The 17,588-nt window shown below is 53.2% G+C and carries 15 protein-coding genes; 6 read left to right on the forward strand and 9 right to left on the reverse strand.

The features are described from left to right. Positions 1 to 130 precede the first annotated feature (130 nt). From asnB to nagB, 5 genes are all read right to left on the reverse strand, one after another. Positions 131 to 1,795: an asparagine synthase B gene (gene asnB, locus V1566_RS09165; protein WP_395305675.1), complete on the reverse strand. Its 1,665-nt coding sequence runs from the start codon at positions 1,793 to 1,795 to the stop codon at positions 131 to 133. Between the two features lie 249 nt (positions 1,796 to 2,044). Then, on the reverse strand, positions 2,045 to 2,797 hold the full coding sequence (gene nagD, locus V1566_RS09170) for a ribonucleotide monophosphatase NagD (protein ID WP_063143173.1): 753 nt from the start codon (positions 2,795 to 2,797) through the stop codon (positions 2,045 to 2,047). Between the two features lie 45 nt (positions 2,798 to 2,842). After that, on the reverse strand, positions 2,843 to 4,063 hold the full coding sequence (locus V1566_RS09175; RefSeq protein WP_021242995.1) for an N-acetylglucosamine repressor: 1,221 nt from the start codon (positions 4,061 to 4,063) through the stop codon (positions 2,843 to 2,845). A gap of 8 nt (positions 4,064 to 4,071) precedes the next feature. Next, the gene (gene nagA / locus V1566_RS09180) at positions 4,072 to 5,220 is read right to left on the reverse strand and encodes an N-acetylglucosamine-6-phosphate deacetylase (protein WP_395305676.1); all 1,149 of its coding nucleotides are present in this window, start codon (positions 5,218 to 5,220) and stop codon (positions 4,072 to 4,074) included. A 55-nt stretch (positions 5,221 to 5,275) separates the two neighbouring features. Then, positions 5,276 to 6,076, reverse strand: a complete 801-nt coding sequence (gene nagB / locus V1566_RS09185) for a glucosamine-6-phosphate deaminase (protein ID WP_023310765.1) — start codon at positions 6,074 to 6,076, stop codon at positions 5,276 to 5,278. Positions 6,077 to 6,403: 327 nt separating this feature from the next. On the opposite strand from nagB, the gene nagE reads away from it, so the two are divergent. The 4 genes from nagE to chiQ all read left to right on the forward strand — a co-directional run bounded on the left by nagE (position 6,404) and on the right by chiQ (position 12,421). After that, complete coding sequence (nagE, locus tag V1566_RS09190) at positions 6,404 to 8,356, forward strand: PTS N-acetyl glucosamine transporter subunit IIABC (RefSeq protein ID WP_395305677.1); 1,953 nt, start codon at positions 6,404 to 6,406, stop codon at positions 8,354 to 8,356. A 179-nt stretch (positions 8,357 to 8,535) separates the two neighbouring features. Further along, entirely contained in the window at positions 8,536 to 10,203 is a 1,668-nt protein-coding gene (gene glnS, locus V1566_RS09195) for a glutamine--tRNA ligase (RefSeq protein WP_395305678.1), read from the forward strand. Positions 10,204 to 10,649: 446 nt separating this feature from the next. Further along, positions 10,650 to 12,047, forward strand: a complete 1,398-nt coding sequence (chiP, locus tag V1566_RS09200) for a chitoporin (protein WP_395305679.1) — start codon at positions 10,650 to 10,652, stop codon at positions 12,045 to 12,047. Positions 12,048 to 12,094: 47 nt separating this feature from the next. After that, positions 12,095 to 12,421 carry a ChiQ/YbfN family lipoprotein gene (gene chiQ, locus V1566_RS09205; protein WP_395305972.1) on the forward strand — a complete coding sequence of 109 codons (327 nt, stop codon included), beginning with the start codon at positions 12,095 to 12,097 and terminating at the stop codon, positions 12,419 to 12,421. 90 nt (positions 12,422 to 12,511) lie between these two features. Here the strand turns inward: chiQ and fur are convergent, their stop codons facing one another. The 4 genes from fur to ybfF form a co-directional block, all read right to left on the reverse strand. Then, complete coding sequence (gene fur / locus V1566_RS09210) at positions 12,512 to 12,958, reverse strand: ferric iron uptake transcriptional regulator (RefSeq protein ID WP_023310771.1); 447 nt, start codon at positions 12,956 to 12,958, stop codon at positions 12,512 to 12,514. Positions 12,959 to 13,248: 290 nt separating this feature from the next. Then, positions 13,249 to 13,779 (reverse strand): flavodoxin FldA, encoded by a 531-nt coding sequence (gene fldA / locus V1566_RS09215; RefSeq protein ID WP_008501067.1) that lies wholly within the window; start codon positions 13,777 to 13,779, stop codon positions 13,249 to 13,251. A gap of 155 nt (positions 13,780 to 13,934) precedes the next feature. Then, positions 13,935 to 14,222 (reverse strand): LexA regulated protein, encoded by a 288-nt coding sequence (gene ybfE, locus V1566_RS09220; protein WP_023334913.1) that lies wholly within the window; start codon positions 14,220 to 14,222, stop codon positions 13,935 to 13,937. 128 nt (positions 14,223 to 14,350) lie between these two features. Continuing rightward, entirely contained in the window at positions 14,351 to 15,124 is a 774-nt protein-coding gene (ybfF, locus tag V1566_RS09225) for an esterase (protein WP_395305680.1), read from the reverse strand. A gap of 183 nt (positions 15,125 to 15,307) precedes the next feature. On the opposite strand from ybfF, the gene seqA reads away from it, so the two are divergent. Together seqA and pgm are read left to right on the forward strand one after the other, a co-directional pair. Beyond that, entirely contained in the window at positions 15,308 to 15,856 is a 549-nt protein-coding gene (seqA, locus tag V1566_RS09230) for a replication initiation negative regulator SeqA (protein ID WP_395305681.1), read from the forward strand. A 24-nt stretch (positions 15,857 to 15,880) separates the two neighbouring features. Next, positions 15,881 to 17,521, forward strand: a complete 1,641-nt coding sequence (gene pgm / locus V1566_RS09235) for a phosphoglucomutase (alpha-D-glucose-1,6-bisphosphate-dependent) (RefSeq protein WP_032649535.1) — start codon at positions 15,881 to 15,883, stop codon at positions 17,519 to 17,521. Positions 17,522 to 17,588 lie beyond the last annotated feature (67 nt).

Genomic DNA, 17,588 nt, shown 5'->3' on the forward strand with positions numbered 1-17,588 from the left:
TGACTGTTTGGTTAGGTTGCGAACAGCGTGACCGAATATTCGGCAATTATTGGTTATTAATCAGATTTAGACGGTGAAATGTGAGGCAAAAAAATCAGGCCCCAGAGGGGCCCGATTGCGATCTGAGTGATTATTTGTAGGCTGACTGGTGAACGCCTACCGCGCGTCCTGATGGATCGTTCATGGATTTGAAAGATTCATCCCATTCAATCGCTTTGGCAGAAGAGCAGGCGACGGATGGGCCACCCGGTACGCACTCCGCAGCACTCGGTACCGGGAACAGCTCTTCAAAAATTTCACGGTACAGATAGGCCTCTTTCGAGCCCGGCGTGTTGTACGGGAAGCGGAAGCTTGCGGTTTCCAGCTGTTGGTCAGAAACCTGTTTCGCCGCGACCTCTTTCAGGGTGTCGATCCAGCTATAACCTACGCCATCAGAGAACTGCTCTTTCTGACGCCATGCCACGCTCGCCGGCAGGTAGGATTCAAAACATTCGCGCAGGATATGTTTTTCCATTTTGCCATTGCCGCACATCTTGTCCTGCGGGTTGATACGCATCGCGACGTCGAGGAATTTCTTATCCAGGAACGGCACGCGCGCCTCCACGCCCCAGGCGGACATCGCTTTGTTGGCACGCGCACAGTCAAACATATGCAGCGCCTGCAGCTTACGCACGGTCTCTTCGTGCAGCTCTTTGGCGTTAGGCGCTTTGTGGAAGTACAGATAGCCGCCAAACACTTCGTCAGAACCTTCACCGGAGAGCACCATCTTGATGCCCATCGCTTTGATCTTCCGCGACATCAGGTACATCGGGGTTGAAGCCCGGATGGTGGTCACGTCATAGGTTTCAATGTGATAGATCACATCGCGGATCGCATCCAGACCTTCCTGCACGGTGAAATGAATCTCATGGTGCACGGTGCCGAGGTGGTTCGCCACTTCCTGCGCGGCTTTCAGATCCGGTGCGCCTTCCAGGCCAACGGCAAAAGAGTGCAGCTGTGGCCACCAGGCTTCTGAGCGCTCCTGATCTTCCACGCGACGGGCCGCGAATTTCTTGGTGATCGCGGAGATCACGGAGGAGTCCAGACCGCCGGAGAGCAGCACGCCGTACGGTACGTCGGACATCAGGTGGCTTTTCACGGAATCTTCCAGCGCCTGACGCAGCTCGGCTTTGTCCGTGACGTTGTCTTTTACCGCGTCGAAATCGAACCAGTCACGCTGATAATACTGACGGATCTCGCCGTCTTTGCTCCACAGGTAGCTGCCCGCCGGGAACTCTTTAATGGTGCGGCAGACCGGTACCAGGGCTTTCATTTCAGAGGCAACATAGAAGTTGCCGTGTTCATCGTGGCCCATGTACAGCGGGATAATGCCGATATGGTCACGGCCAATCAGGTAAGCGTCTTTTTCGCTGTCGTACAGGGCGAAGGCGAACATGCCCTGCAGGTCGTCCAGGAACTCGGGCCCTTTCTCCTGATACAGCGCCAGGATCACTTCACAGTCAGAACCGGTCTGGAACGCGTAGCGGTCGCCGTATTCGGCGCGCAGCGCCTGGTGGTTGTAGATCTCACCGTTGACAGCCAGCGCGTGCGTTTTTTTCTCGTTATACAGCGGCTGTGCGCCGGCGTTGACGTCAACAATAGACAGACGTTCGTGAGCCAGAATTGCTTTATCACTGGCGTAAACGCCTGACCAGTCCGGTCCGCGATGGCGCATCAGGCGGGACAGTTCGAGTGCCTTTTTACGCAGTTCGCCCGCGTCAGTTTTAATATTCAGTACGCCAAAAATTGAACACATAACCTTCTCCGTTAACCCTGTTGCTTTGTAATGTTGCTTGCTTATGAAAATGCCGCAAAGGGGCAGGGCGCGCAAGCGTTTTACGGATGAAAACGGAAATAGTGCAATGGTGGTTGTGGATCGGTGAAAAATACGTATGTCAGGAGTGGTTTTATTGATGATTGTGCAATGAAAGTGATTTTTCGTTAGATACAGTTGTGTTTTACAGGCGAGAAAATAAAAAACCACGCCCTGAGGCGTGGTTCGGTATCAGATAATGTCAATTTCATCGACGGAGGGGTAAATCCAGCTTGGCCGGAACGGCATCGAATCAATGTCATCAAGTTGAGAGACGCCAGAGAGGACCAGTATCGTCTCCAGACCCGCCTGGAAACCGGCCAGAATATCGGTGCGCAGGTTGTCGCCGACAATAACGGTTTCTTCAGAGTGGGCCTGCATTTTGTTCAGCGCGGCACGAATGATCCACGGGCTAGGTTTCCCGACCACAAACGGCTTACGGCCAGAGATTTTCTCGATACCGGCGCAGAGCGCGCCGCAGGCTGGATAAAAACCACGGCCGTGCGTATCCGGGTTGGTGGCGATAAAGCGCGCGCCGCTGGCGACAAAGTATGCAGCTTTATGCATCATCTCCCAGTTAAAGGATCGCGTTTCGCCGACAATCACAAAGTCAGGGTTTACATCGGTGATGGTAAAGCCTGCTTTATACAGCTCATGGATCAGCGCACCTTCACCTACCACATAGGCTTTTTTCCCTTCCTGACGCTTCAGAAAATCCGCCGTGGCCATCGCCGAGGTATAAAACACGCTGTCCGGGACGTCGACACCCGCCGTGGCAAAGCGGTTTGCCAGATCCTGACCGGTCTGAGAAGGGTAGTTCGTGAGCAGAACCAGAGGCATTCCTTTGTCGATGATGCGGTGAAGAAACTCCGCAGCACCCGGCACGGCAACGTTGTCGTGCATCAGCACGCCGTCGATATCACAAATTACATTCTTAATGGTCATGGACAGTCCGACATCAAAAAAAGAAGGCGTTACTATAAGGTCCGATCAACTTTCCAGCAAATGCTGCAGCAGAATTCCGTTGAGCATGGCGCGTTTGACCAGCGCGAACGCGCCAATCGCCGAGCGATGGTCAAGCTTTGAACGAACCACCGGGAGATTCTGGCGGAATGCTTTCAGCGCCTGGGTGTTAATACAGCCTTCAATGGCGGGGAGCAGCACCTTTTCCGCTTCCACAATTTCACCGGCGATCACCACTTTTTGTGGGTTAAACAGGTTAATGGCGATGGCGATGGTTTTCCCCAGGTGGCGTCCTACCTGCTCGATCACTTCGCAGGCCAGCGCGTCGCCTTTATTAGCGGCTTTGCAGATGGTGCCTATCTTGCAATCGTCCAGCGTGACGCGGCTTTGGTAACCCTGTTCAAGGAGATGGCGAACGCGTTGCTCGATGGCCGTGTTGGCGGCAATGGTTTCAAGACAGCCGAAGTTGCCGCAGTGGCAGCGCTCCCCGAGGGGCTCAACCTGAATGTGGCCAATCTCACCGACGTTACCGTTGCGACCAATAAAAATACGGCCGTTAGAGATAATGCCCGCGCCCGTTCCGCGGTGAACGCGCACCAGAATAGAATCTTCACAGTCCTGGCTCGCACCAAAGTAGTGCTCTGCCAGCGCCAGCGAGCGAATATCGTGGCCCACAAAGCAGGTCACTTTAAAACGCTTTTCCAGCGCATCGACCAGCCCCCAGTTTTCAACCTGAATGTGCGGCATATAGCGGATCACGCCGCTTTCCGGGTCGACCAGACCGGGCAGAATCACGGAGATGGCGATGAGTTCGCGGATCTTGCGCTGACAGCTTTCAATAAACTGCGCGATGGTATTCAGCAGCGCATGCTCCAGCGTCTCCTGGGTGCGCTCCGGAAGAGGGTAGTGTTCTTCCGCAATGGCTTTACTGCTCAGATCGTACAGCGTGAGCGTGGTGTCATGGCGGCCCAGACGGACGCCAATTGCCTGAAAGTTTCGGGTTTCGGTGATAATGGAGATTGCGCGGCGGCCCCCGGTGGAGGCCTGCTGATCGACTTCTTTGATCAGACCGCGCTCAATGAGCTGGCGGGTAATTTTTGTCACGCTGGCAGGTGCAAGCTGGCTTTGTTCGGCTATCTGAATTCGCGATATGGGGCCGTGTTGGTCAATCAGGCGGTACACCGCCGCACTGTTAAGTTGTTTAACGAGATCGACATTACCGATTTGAGCTTGTCCGCCAGGTGTCATACTTTTACTTACTCAGTGACGACCTCGTTACCATTAACGATGGTCTTAATAATTTTATAATCGTGTGTGAATGCCGTCAGGTTTGCAACCATACCTGGTGCAATTCCGCCGAGCTGTTTATCCACGCCCATTGCGCGAGCCGGATAAAGGGTTGCCATACGGAGGACCTCATCAAGCGCAATCCCGCAATGTTCAACCAGGTTACGCACCCCTTCAATCATGGTCAAAGAGGAACCGCTCAGCGTACCGTTTTCATCCACACACAGTCCATTGCGGTAGTATATTGTTTTACCGGCAAAAATGAACTGCTCAATATTTGCACCTGCCGGTGCGGTGGCATCCGTCACCAGACAAAGCTTGTCACCTTTCAGCCGCTTAGCATTGCGAATGTTGGTGTAATCGACATGTAAGCCGTCAGCAATAATGCCACAGTAGACGTCTGGTTCATCCAGAATTGCCCCGACCAGACCCGGTTCACGGCCTGTGATATACGGCATGGCGTTGTAAAGGTGCGTTGCGAAGGTAATGCCCGCACGGAAACCGGCTTTCGCTTCTTTCAGCGTCGCGTTTGAGTGGCCTGCTGAAACGATAATCCCGGCGCCGGCCAGTTTGCTGATGACCTCCGTACCCGTCATCTCAGGCGCCAGCGTCACTTTGGTGATCACATCGGCGTTCGCACACATGTAGTCAACCAGCTCCGCATCAGGTTTACGCACGTAATCCGGGTTATGCGTTCCTTTCTTGACCATATTCAGCCATGGCCCTTCAAGATGCAGACCCAGCGCCTGATTAGGGTGTTTGGCCAGGTAATCGCGCATCACGCGGATACCCTGTTTCATGAGGTCATCACTGCTGGTGATGAGCGTTGGCAGATAGCTGGTGCAGCCCGATTTCTCGTTGGCTTTCTGCATGATCTCCAGTGTTTCTACCGTTACCGCATCGGCGGTATCATTGAATTGCACACCGCCGCAGCCGTTGAGCTGTACGTCGATGAAACCGGGGGAGATTACTGCTCCATTGAGTGAGCGCTGTTCAATCTCCGGCGGCAGTTCTGCCAGCGGACAAACACGTTCAATCAGGCCATTCGCGATAACAATCGCGTGGTCATCCAGAATTTCATGGCCGGTATAAATCCGACCGTGGGTTAAAGCGTACATAACGACCCCCGGTTAAAAAAAGCGGCCGCCTCTTGATGAAGAGGCGGTTATTCAATTACAGACCTTTGATGTTCTCAGCTTCTAACTCGTTGAAGTATTTCAGCGTTTTTACTTTCAGCTCCATCGTGGACGGCTCGTCACAGACGATGACCGACTTAGGATGCAGCTGCAGACAGCTGATGGTCCACATATGGTTCACGTTGCCTTCAACGGCAGCCTGCAGCGCCTGCGCTTTCACGCCGCCCAGGACCAGAATCATCACTTCTTCGGCATCCAGCAGGGTGCCTACGCCAACGGTCAGGGCGTATTTTGGAACCTGGTTAACATCGCCGTCAAAGAAGCGGGAGTTTGCCACGCGTGTGTCATGGGTCAGCGTTTTAATACGGGTACGGGAAGCCAGAGATGACGCCGGTTCGTTAAACGCGATATGACCATCATTACCTACACCGCCCATGAACAGGTGGATCTTACCGTAAGAACGGATTTTTTCTTCATACTGACGGCATTCTGCGTCAATATCCGGCGCGTTTCCATTCAGCAGGTTAATATTTTCAGATGGAATATCAACGTGATCAAAGAAATTGCGGTGCATAAAACTATGGTAGCTTTCCGGGTGGTCTTTTGGTAAGCCAACGTATTCATCCATATTGAAGGTTACAACATGTTTGAAGCTAACCTGGCCTGCTTTATGCATCTCAACCAGCGCCTTGTAGGCGGTCAGCGGCGTGCCGCCTGTCGGAAGACCAAGGACGAAAGGACGATCGGCGGTCGGTTTGAACGCGTTAATACGGTTTACGATATGGCGAGCGGCCCATTTACCGACTTGTTCAGCAGTTGCCAGGGGAATCAGTCTCATTGTTCACCTCAAAGTTTAAGTAGAAGAGTGGGCGGATGGCTTCGGAACCTGATACTTAAGCGTAACCTGGAAACTTTCAGGCCGGATCAATCCGTCTTGATTTTTTGAATGATAAAATAAGTTTTCGCTGTTAGCCAGTGTAAGGGAGGGGTGATAACGATATTTGGTGACAAAAATCACAAAAAATACGCATTTAATTTGCGATACGAATTAATTTTTCACACACTCAGACTGCCAGTGAATTATCAACGGTATGTATCGTTCGTGACACAATAAAAACATAGTTTATGCGCGAGCCTGAAAAAAGGGTCTCGTAGGGGGAATAGGATGAATATTTTAGGTTTTTTCCAGCGCCTCGGTAGGGCTTTGCAGCTCCCTATCGCCGTGCTACCGGTTGCAGCGCTGCTGCTGCGATTCGGGCAACCCGATCTTCTTAACGTACCGTTTATTGCCCAGGCTGGCGGTGCTATTTTTGACAACCTGGCGCTGATTTTCGCCATCGGTGTGGCCTCAAGCTGGTCAAAAGACAGCGCGGGTGCTGCAGCGCTGGCAGGGGCAGTCGGTTATTTCATCCTGACGAAAGCGATGGTAACGATTAACCCAGAAATCAACATGGGTGTGCTGGCAGGTATCATTACCGGTCTGGTCGGTGGTGCAGTGTACAACCGCTGGGCAAACATTAAGCTGCCAGACTTCCTGAGTTTCTTTGGCGGCAAACGTTTCGTGCCGATCGCGACGGGCTTCTTCTGTCTGGTTCTGGCCGCCATCTTTGGCTACGTTTGGCCACCGGTGCAGCATGCGATCCATGCGGGTGGTGAGTGGATCGTTTCAGCGGGTGCAGTTGGCTCAGGTATCTTTGGTTTTATCAACCGTCTGCTGATCCCAACCGGTCTGCATCAGGTGCTGAACACTATCGCATGGTTCCAGATTGGCGAGTTCACCAATGCCGCAGGCACCATATTCCACGGCGATATTAACCGCTTCTATGCAGGTGACGGCACCGCAGGCATGTTCATGTCTGGCTTCTTCCCAATCATGATGTTTGGTCTGCCTGGCGCTGCGCTGGCAATGTACCTGGCTGCGCCAAAAGCGCGTCGTCCAATGGTTGGCGGTATGCTGCTGTCCGTTGCGATTACCGCGTTCCTGACCGGTGTTACCGAGCCGCTGGAATTCCTGTTCATGTTCCTGGCTCCGGTGCTGTATCTCATGCATGCGGTGCTTACCGGTATCAGCCTGTTTGTGGCAACCCTGCTGGGTATCCATGCTGGCTTCTCCTTCTCTGCAGGCGCGATCGACTACGTGTTGATGTACAACCTGCCGGCGGCAAGCAAGAACGTCTGGATGCTGGTGGTAATGGGTCTGGTCTTCTTCGTCATCTACTTCGTGCTGTTCACTGCGGTTATTCGTATGTTTAACCTCAAAACGCCGGGCCGCGAAGATACCAGCGACGAAATGGTAACCAGCGAAGCCAACAGCAATACCGAGGAGGGGCTGACCCAACTGGCGACCAGCTATATCGCTGCCGTCGGAGGGACTGACAACCTGAAAGCCATTGATGCCTGTATCACCCGTCTGCGTCTAACGGTGGGTGACTCTGCGCGCGTAAGCGATGCAATGTGTAAACGCCTTGGCGCATCGGGCGTGGTTAAACTGAACAAACAAACTATCCAGGTTATCGTGGGCGCCAAAGCGGAATCCATCGGTGACGAAATGAAGAAAGTGGTTGCCCGTGGCCCGGTAGCGGCGGCATCAGCCGACAGCGCGCCTGCGTCGACGACTGCCCCGGTAGCGAAGCCGCAGGCCGTGCCTAACGCCGTGACGGTGGCCGCGCTGGTCTCTCCGGTAACGGGTGACGTGGTTGACCTTGAGCAAGTACCTGACGAAGCCTTCGCCAGCAAAGCGGTTGGTGACGGTGTGGCGGTGAAACCAACGGAAAAAACCGTTGTGTCCCCTGCTGCCGGTACTATCGTGAAAATCTTCAACACTAACCACGCGTTCTGCCTCGAAACCGAAAATGGCGCGGAGATCGTTGTCCATATGGGTATCGATACCGTTGCGCTAAACGGTCAGGGCTTTACTCGCCTGGTGGAAGAGGGCGCTGAAGTGGTGGCCGGGCAGCCGATTCTGGAAATGGATCTGGACTTCCTGAACGCCAACGCGCGCTCCATGATAAGCCCGGTCGTTTGCAGCAATATCGATGACTTCAGTGGCCTGGTCATTCAGGCGAAAGGTCAGGTTGTTGCGGGTCAAACACCGCTGTATGAGATTAAAGGCAAGTAATCGCTCCTGAGTAGAGTCATGCCTTAAGCGGCGGGGGATATCCTCCGCCGCTTTTTTTTGCAGCAAATGCCTCCATTATTTTCATCAGATACGTATTTTCCGTAACTAAGGGTTGTCACTACGTCCGGCTTATAAGATCATACGCCGTTATACGTTGTTTACGCTTTGAGGAATCCACGATGAGTGAGGCAGAAGCCCGCCCGAGTAACTTTATTCGTCAGATCATCGATGAAGATCTGGCCAGTGGTAAGCACACCACAATTCATACCCGCTTCCCGCCGGAGCCGAACGGCTACCTGCATATCGGGCATGCGAAGTCCATTTGCCTGAACTTTGGTATTGCGCAAGACTACCAGGGACAGTGCAACCTGCGTTTCGATGACACCAACCCAGTAAAAGAAGACATCGAATACGTTGAGTCCATCAAGAATGACGTGCAATGGCTGGGCTTCAACTGGTCTGGCGATATCTGCTACTCCTCTGACTATTTCGATCAGCTGTACGCCTACGCGGTTGAACTGATCAACAAAGGTCTGGCGTATGTTGACGAACTGTCTGCTGATGAAATTCGTGAATATCGCGGTACGCTGACAGCGCCGGGCAAAAACAGCCCGTTCCGCGATCGCAGCGTGGAAGAGAACCTGGCGCTGTTTGAAAAAATGCGTGCAGGTGGCTTCGAAGAAGGCAAGGCGTGTCTGCGTGCCAAAATCGACATGGCGTCTCCGTTCATCGTGATGCGCGATCCGGTGCTGTACCGCATCAAGTTCGCAGAACACCACCAGACTGGTAACAAGTGGTGCATCTACCCGATGTACGACTTCACCCACTGCATCAGCGATGCGCTGGAAGGCATTACGCACTCCCTGTGTACGCTGGAGTTCCAGGACAACCGTCGTCTGTACGACTGGGTGCTGGATAACATCACCATTCCTGTGCATCCGCGCCAGTACGAGTTCTCTCGTCTGAATCTGGAATACACCGTGATGTCCAAGCGAAAGCTGAACCTGCTGGTGACCGACAAGCACGTTGAAGGTTGGGATGACCCGCGTATGCCGACCATCTCCGGTCTGCGCCGTCGTGGTTATACCTCCGCGTCTATCCGCGAGTTCTGTAAACGTATTGGTGTCACCAAGCAGGACAACACCATTGAGATCGCTTCTCTGGAGTCCTGCATTCGTGAAGACCTGAACGAAAACGCCCCGCGCGCGATGGCGGTGATCGACCCGGTTAAGCTGGTTATCGAAAACTATCCGCAGGGCGAGAGCGAACTGGTTGCAATGCCTAACCATCCGAGCAAGCCGGAGATGGGAACTCGCGACGTGCCGTTCAGCGGCGAAATCTGGATCGACCGTGCTGACTTCCGCGAAGAAGCCAACAAGCAGTACAAGCGTCTGGTGCTGGGTAAAGAAGTGCGTCTGCGTAATGCCTACGTGATCAAAGCCGAGCGCGTAGAGAAAGATGCAGAAGGGAATATCACCACCATCTTCTGTTCTTATGATGCAGAAACCCTGAGCAAAGATCCTGCTGATGGCCGCAAGGTGAAAGGCGTTATTCACTGGGTGAGCGCTTCCCACGCGCTGCCGGTAGAAATTCGTCTGTACGATCGTCTGTTCAGCGTGCCTAACCCAGGTGCCGCGGAAGATTTCCTGGCGACCATCAACCCGGAATCTCTGGTGATCAAGCAGGGCTATGCGGAACCATCTCTGAAAGCCGCTGAAGCGGGCAAAGCGTTCCAGTTTGAACGTGAAGGTTACTTCTGCCTGGACAGCCGTTACAGCACGGCGGAAAAACCGGTATTTAACCGTACCGTAGGTTTGCGTGATACCTGGACGAAGATCGGCGAATAATATTGCTGCTCTGGTCAATGAGAGACAAACGCCGCATTATGCGGCGTTTTTTTATTTAACGATCAGGGTATTAAGCCAGGGCCTCAAGGTGTGTCATGAAAATATCAGGTCAATGAGGTGCTACTTATTTTTTAAAAAAAAGTTTGTGTCATTATGAAAATCAAAAAGGTTATAAAAAAGGAAAGAGAACCCACGTCTAGCCACTGAAATACCTGATAATTTCCCGTCACAGCTCATCTCCCTGTAAATGTTACAAATCACTACCAATTATGTGCACTTCGTCATAATCCTGACTTTTGTCCGCTAAAAAGCATTGATAATTCGCGTCGCGAAAAATAACCTAAAGACGGTAGTTAATTCGAGGGTATTTAAAACTACCCCTGACCATTTGGTCTTTTTTATTTACGCCGTTTCAGGCGTTTTAATTCGTCAAAGAGGAATAATCTATGCGTACGTTCAGTGGCAAACGTAGTGCGCTGGCGCTGGCTATCGCCGGTGTGACAGCAATGTCGGGCCTGGTGGTGACACCAGAGGCGAAGGCGGCGGGCTTTATCGACGATTCGACCCTCACGGGCGGTATTTATTACTGGCAGCGTGAACGTGACCGTAAAGACGTCACTGAAGACAAATATAAAACCAACCTTTCACACTCCACCTGGAATGCCAACCTGGACTTCCAGTCAGGCTATGCCGCGGATATGTTCGGTCTGGATATTGCTGCGTTCACCGCGATCGAAATGGCGGAAAACGGCGACAGCGCCCACCCGAACGAAATTGCCTTCTCCTCCAGCAACAAAGCGTATAAAGAAGACTGGTCCGGGGATAAGAGCGGCATCAGCCTTTATAAGGCCGCAGCGAAATTTAAATACGGCCCGGTCTGGGCGCGCGGTGGTTATATTCAGCCAACTGGCCAGACCCTGTTAGCACCGCACTGGAGCTTTATGCCGGGCACCTATCAGGGGGCGGAAGCCGGGGCTAACTTTGATTACGGTGATGCGGGTGCGTTGAGCTTCTCCTATATGTGGACCAACGAATATAAAGCACCGTGGCACATCGAGATGGACAAGTTCTACCAGAACGATAAAAAAACCAAAGTCGATTACCTGCACTCGCTGGGTGCGAAATACGACTTCAAAAACGATCTGGTGCTCGAAGCTGCATTTGGTCAGGCTGAAGGGTATATCGATCAGTATTTTGCGAAAGCGAGCTACAAATTCGATATCGTTGGGGGGCCGTTAAGCACCAGCTACCAGTTCTACGGCACGCGTGATAAAGCAAGCAATGGCACCGTTAACGATATTTATGATGGTACTGCATGGCTGCAGGCGCTGACCTTTGGTTACAAAGTGGGTCAGGTTGATTTACGCCTGGAAGGGACATGGGTAAAAGCGGAAGGGCAGCAGGGGTATTTCCTGCAGCGTATGACCCCGACCTACGCCTCCTCCAACGGTCGTCTTGATATCTGGTGGGATAACCGTTCCGACTTCAACGCCGACGGCGAGAAAGCGGTCTTCTTCGGCGCAATGTATGACCTGAAAAACTGGAACCTGCCTGGCTGGGCGGTGGGCGCTTCTTACGCTTACGCCTGGGACGCAAAACCTGCCGATATGGCAACACCAGACGCATACTACGATCCAAACTATCGCCTGAAAGAGTCTTCCTACAGCCTGGATGCTATCTATACCCTGCAGGATGGTCGCGCGAAAGGCACGATGTTCAAACTGCACTTCACCCAGTATGACAACCACTCCGATATCCCGAGCTATGCGGGCGGCTACGGCAACATCTTCCAGGATGAACGTGACGTCAAATTCATGGTTATCGCCCCATTCACCATCTTCTGATGAATCGTCCGGCGGGTAAGCGCCCGCCGGACCGGAGACTGCACATGATGAAAAAAATCGTAATTATCGCGCTGCTGGCGTCGGGGCTGGTGGCGTGTGCTCAGACTCAGGCACCTAAAGAAGACTCCCGGTTGAAGGAGGCGTATAGCGCCTGCATTAATACTGCGGAAGGATCGCCGGAGAAGATTGAAGCCTGTCAGAGCGTGTTGAATGTGCTGAAAAAAGAGAAAGCGCATGAACAGTTCGCAACGCAGGAGAACGTCCGCGTGATGGATTACCAGGCCTGCATTCAGGCGCGTAAAACCGGTAACGATCAGGAAGTGGCGAAGCGTTGCGACCAGATCTGGAAAGAGATCCGCAATAACAATAAATAAGTGTTTTACGCCCGGTGGCGCAGCGCCACCGGGCTTTTTATAGGCAAAAAAAAGCCAACCTTGCGGCTGGCTCAGAGTATGAATACTCGCTTATTTCGCGTCGTGCGCGTGGTCATCTTCGCGGCAGTCGCCTTCAGCGCAGTGACCGTAAAGGTACAGGCTGTGGTTCGTCAGGCGGATGCCATGACGCGCCGCGATTTCACGCTGGCGTGATTCAATAGAATCATCGCTGAATTCAATGACCTTGCCGCAATCAAGGCAGATCAGGTGATCGTGGTGCTGCTGCTGGGTCAGTTCGAAAACAGATTTACCGCCTTCGAAATTATGACGGGTAACAATGCCCGCGTCATCAAACTGGTTCAGCACGCGATAGACGGTAGCCAGCCCAATCTCTTCACCCATGTCGATAAGACGTTTGTAGAGGTCTTCCGCACTGACATGGTGATTGTCTGGACCCTGAAGCACTTCCAGGATTTTTAACCGAGGAAGCGTAACTTTCAGGCCAGCCTTCTTTAATGCGGTATTGTTGTCAGTCATGCGGAATCTGTCCTGTTGCTAAACGATTCACTTCTGTAGGAAGTGACAGAAAATGCACCTGGGATAATGCGTCTCATTATAGAACTGCCATGGCTAAATGAAAACTGCAAGTCTCAGGCAAAATATGCTTATAAAAATGGGGTATCACCAACAAACTTGCTCAATGGAAAACCACATTTTATCAGGGAGACATTGTACAGGTCTGGGCGAAAAAGTTAAAAGATTGTAGCGATTAATTTAATCGGTTTGACCTGGAGCACGGGCGCAGTCGCCGCTGCGCCGCGATAAAATCAGGCGTTAAGAATATCGTCCAGGTGCAGTTCTTCGCGAATCTGCTTCACCCATTTCTCAACGCGCTCTGCCGTCAGCTCTGGCTGACGGTCTTCGTCAATGGCCAGACCCACGAAGTGATCGTCATCGGCCAGGCCTTTAGACGCTTCAAAGTGGTAACCGGCAGTCGGCCAGTGGCCTACGATAACCGCGCCATTCGGCTCAATGATATCGCGGATGGTACCCAGCGCGTCACAGAAGTATTCGGCGTAGTCTTCCTGATCGCCACAGCCAAACAGGGCCACCAGCTTACCGTTGAAGTCCACTTCTTCCAGCGTCGGGAAGAAATCATCCCAGTCGCACTGGGCTTCACCGTAGTACCAGGTTGGGATACCCAGCAGCAGAATGTCATAGCCTTCCAGATCTTCTTTGCTGCTCTTGGCGATGTCATGCACATCAGCAACGTCTTTACCGAGCTGTTTTTGAATGTTTTTTGCGATATTTTCGGTATTGCCGGTATCACTGCCAAAGAAAATGCCGATGATTGCCATGAGTAAAATAACCTCTTGAAACTTAATAGTATGGTGGCGCAATTTGGCCACGGATAAGGGCAATAATAGCAGAACTGGCAACCCTGCGGAAACAGCTATCGCGCAGGACTGCACTCTGTGCTACATGAAAAGGGCGATAAAGGGGATTTTCAGACTTATGCCTGGCTGCGTAAGGTCTCAAGCTGGGCGATCAACATCTCTTCAATGAGCTCGCTGCGGCTGATATTTCGCGCGTCAGCCAGTTCGTTCAGCGCATCGACGGCGTCGGCGTTAAGCTTCAGTTCGACACGCTTAAGCCCACGATTTTTATCGCGTTTAAGCTGGTTGCGTTTATTGATACGCAGCTGTTCATCGCGCGAAAGCGGATTCGTCTTGGGTCGTCCCGGGCGACGCTCATTCGCGAACAGATCTAGTGTCGTACGGTCCGTTTGTTCTTTGGCCATGATTCTGAGACTTCGGGGGAAACACGCCGCCCTGCTAATGCCCGGGCGATAAGCGCGCCATCATACATCACCAAAAACGGCACGCCAACGACTGGAAGCCCGCAGCCTTCCAGTCGCTTTCTTTTTAATCAATTTGCAGTATCAGCGAGATAGCGTCGAATGGCGCGCAGCACAGCATCCGGTTTTTCCGCATGCACCCAGTGCCCGGCACCGGCAATCACGTGGGTGCGAGCCTGCGGGAATTGGGCCAGCAGCGTGTCGCGGAACGCGTCGGTAACGTAAGGCGAGTTTCCGCCGCGAATAAAAAGGTTAGGGTGTGGCCAGGCCGGGACGGTTTCCCAGCCCACGATGTTGTTGTACTGGTCCCAGAGCACCGGCACGTTAAAACGCCATTGCCCGTCAACAAACGACTTCAGCAGGAACTGCACGACGCCTTCTTCATCAAGATGTTCACGCATGACGGCAGCCGCCTGTTGGCGTGTCGCAACACCTGCTTCTGTGACCGCATTAATGGCGGCAAAAATCTCGTCATGACGGCGGACGTCGTAATCCACGGGCGCGACGTCAATCACCACCAGGCCGCTAATACGCTCCGGGGCCAGCGCCGTCAGGGCCATCACTGCTTTGCCACCCATTGAATGCCCGATCAGCGTTACCTTTTGCAGGCTATGTGCATCCAGCGTATCCAGCAGATCCTGCGCCATCGCCGCGTAGGTCATCTCGTCGGAACGCCCGGAAAGACCGTGATTGCGCATATCGACCTGTAAAATATCGTGGTCGGTAACCAGATCGCGCGCCAGCACGCCCAGGTTATCCAGGCTGCCAAAAAGCCCGTGAACCAGTACGATGGGAGAATTATTGTTCGGCGATTGTGCAGTTTGCGCTCGGGTATTCAATTTCATGGCAAAGTTCTTTTTTTACGTATGTCAGGTTAGGGTATCATGTTGACCATTCTGCCGCCCGGCTGCAAGGTTCCAGTTTAATCTGACTTTTGCTGCCAACCTGGTTTGACGCTATCCGCTGTTGGGATTTGACCTTATAATCCCAATGACTTGTATTCAGATAAGATATCGCACTGGATTAAGATGAAAACAATCGAAGTTGATGACGAACTCTATCACTATATTGCCAGCCAGACGCGGCATATCGGGGAGAGCGCGTCCGACATTTTACGGCGTATGCTTAAAATTTCCGCCGCTTCACAGCCTGCTACCCCAGTCACTAAAGATGTCGTGTCTCAGCCGAGCGTTGTTGCGCAAGCAAAACCTGCCGTGACACCGGCAAAAGATAAAGTGCGCGCGATGCGCGAGCTGCTGCTCTCCGATGAATATGCGGAGCAGAAAAAGGCGGTTAACCGCTTTATGCTGGTGCTGTCTACACTTTATTCACTGGATAACAAAGCGTTTGCTGAAGCGACCGAGTCGCTTCACGGCCGTACTCGCGTCTATTTCGCGGGCGACGAGCAGACGCTGCTGCAAAATGGCAATCAAACCAAACCCAAACATGTTCCTGGCACCCCGTACTGGGTGATCACCAATACCAATACGGGCCGCAAGTGCAGCATGATTGAACACATCATGCAGTCCATGCAGTTCCCGGCGGAATTGATTGAAAAGGTTTGCGGTACAATTTAACCCTTGCATCAGAAGGACCCGGTAATGGCAAATCACAGCCGTGCAGGCCAACCTGCACAACAAAGCGATTTGATTAACGTCGCTCAGCTGACCGCGCAGTATTACGTGCTGAAACCGGTCGTGGGCAACGCAGAACACGCAGTGAAGTTTGGTACATCTGGTCACCGCGGCAGCGCGGCGCGCCACAGCTTTAATGAACCGCACATTCTGGCCATTGCTCAGGCCATTGCGGAAGAGCGCGCTAAAAACGGCGTTACCGGTCCGTGCTACGTGGGGAAAGATACCCATGCCCTGTCTGAACCGGCGTTCATCTCTGTTGTGGAAGTGCTGGCAGCAAACGGCGTCGATGTGATTGTTCAGGAGAACAACGGCTTCACCCCAACGCCTGCGGTCTCTAACGCCATCCTGGTGCACAACAAAAAAGGTGGCGCGCTGGCTGACGGTATCGTTATCACGCCATCCCACAACCCGCCGGAAGACGGTGGTATCAAATACAACCCGCCTAACGGTGGCCCGGCAGACACCAACGTCACCAAAGTGGTGGAAGATCGTGCGAACGCCTTGCTGGCTGACGGTCTGAAAGGTGTGAAGCGCATTTCTCTGGATGCTGCTATGGCATCCGGTCACGTGAAAGAGCAGGATCTTGTTCAGCCGTTCGTGGAAGGGCTGGCCGATATCGTCGATATGGCGGCCATTCAGAAAGCCGGCCTGAAGCTGGGCGTGGATCCACTGGGCGGTTCCGGTATCGAATACTGGAAACGTATCGCCGAGCATTACAAGCTTGATCTGACCATCGTGAACGATCACGTCGATCAGACCTTCCGCTTTATGCACCTGGACAAAGACGGTGCGATCCGCATGGACTGCTCTTCCGAGTGTGCGATGGCGGGCCTGCTGGCGCTGCGTGATAAATTCGATCTGGCGTTTGCTAACGACCCGGATTATGACCGTCACGGTATCGTCACCCCTGCAGGGCTGATGAACCCGAACCACTATCTGGCCGTTGCGATTAACTACCTGTTCCAGCACCGCCCGCAGTGGGGCAAAGAGGTGGCTGTCGGTAAAACGCTGGTTTCCTCCGCGATGATTGATCGCGTGGTCGAGGCGCTGGGCCGCAAGCTGGTGGAAGTGCCGGTGGGCTTCAAATGGTTCGTAGATGGTCTGCACGACGGCAGCTTCGGTTTTGGTGGTGAAGAGAGCGCGGGGGCATCCTTCCTGCGTTTCGACGGCACGCCATGGTCAACCGATAAAGACGGCATCATCATGTGCCTGCTGGCGGCGGAAATCACCGCGGTCACCGGTAAGAACCCGCAGGAACATTACAATGACCTGGCGGCACGCTTTGGTGCACCAAGCTATAACCGTATTCAGGCTAGCGCAACGTCAGCTCAGAAAGCAGCCCTGTCCAAACTCTCTCCGGAGATGGTCAGCGCAAGCACCCTGGCGGGCGATCCGATCACTGCCCGTCTGACGGCAGCACCGGGCAACGGCGCATCCATTGGTGGTCTGAAAGTGATGACCGAGAACGGCTGGTTCGCCGCGCGTCCGTCCGGTACGGAAGATGCGTACAAAATCTATTGCGAAAGCTTCCTCGGCGCTGAGCACCGTCAGCAGATTGAGAAAGAAGCGGTAGAGATTGTCAGTGAAGTGCTGAAAAACGCATAAGTGCGGTTTGTGTGCCGGGCGGCACTGCGTTTGCCCGGCCTATAACAACGATCGTAGCCCGGTAAAC

This window comes from Enterobacter sp. ECC-019, from assembly GCF_043974075.1.
GTDB lineage: Bacteria > Pseudomonadota > Gammaproteobacteria > Enterobacterales > Enterobacteriaceae > Enterobacter > Enterobacter asburiae_D.

Excerpts from the sequence above, each read along its gene's own strand:
- nagD (WP_063143173.1), bottom strand. The coding sequence starts at position 2,797 with ATGACCATTAAGAATGTAATTTGTGATATCGACGGCGTGCTGATGCAC.
- fldA (WP_008501067.1), bottom strand. The coding sequence starts at position 13,779 with ATGGCAATCATCGGCATTTTCTTTGGCAGTGATACCGGCAATACCGAA.
- asnB (WP_395305675.1), bottom strand. The coding sequence starts at position 1,795 with ATGTGTTCAATTTTTGGCGTACTGAATATTAAAACTGACGCGGGCGAA.
- ybfE (WP_023334913.1), bottom strand. The coding sequence starts at position 14,222 with ATGGCCAAAGAACAAACGGACCGTACGACACTAGATCTGTTCGCGAAT.
- nagE (WP_395305677.1), top strand. The coding sequence starts at position 6,404 with ATGAATATTTTAGGTTTTTTCCAGCGCCTCGGTAGGGCTTTGCAGCTC.
- pgm (WP_032649535.1), top strand. The coding sequence starts at position 15,881 with ATGGCAAATCACAGCCGTGCAGGCCAACCTGCACAACAAAGCGATTTG.
- V1566_RS09175 (WP_021242995.1), bottom strand. The coding sequence starts at position 4,063 with ATGACACCTGGCGGACAAGCTCAAATCGGTAATGTCGATCTCGTTAAA.
- glnS (WP_395305678.1), top strand. The coding sequence starts at position 8,536 with ATGAGTGAGGCAGAAGCCCGCCCGAGTAACTTTATTCGTCAGATCATC.
- nagB (WP_023310765.1), bottom strand. The coding sequence starts at position 6,076 with ATGAGACTGATTCCCCTGGCAACTGCTGAACAAGTCGGTAAATGGGCC.
- nagA (WP_395305676.1), bottom strand. The coding sequence starts at position 5,220 with ATGTACGCTTTAACCCACGGTCGGATTTATACCGGCCATGAAATTCTG.
- ybfF (WP_395305680.1), bottom strand. The coding sequence starts at position 15,124 with ATGAAATTGAATACCCGAGCGCAAACTGCACAATCGCCGAACAATAAT.
- seqA (WP_395305681.1), top strand. The coding sequence starts at position 15,308 with ATGAAAACAATCGAAGTTGATGACGAACTCTATCACTATATTGCCAGC.
- fur (WP_023310771.1), bottom strand. The coding sequence starts at position 12,958 with ATGACTGACAACAATACCGCATTAAAGAAGGCTGGCCTGAAAGTTACG.
- chiQ (WP_395305972.1), top strand. The coding sequence starts at position 12,095 with ATGAAAAAAATCGTAATTATCGCGCTGCTGGCGTCGGGGCTGGTGGCG.
- chiP (WP_395305679.1), top strand. The coding sequence starts at position 10,650 with ATGCGTACGTTCAGTGGCAAACGTAGTGCGCTGGCGCTGGCTATCGCC.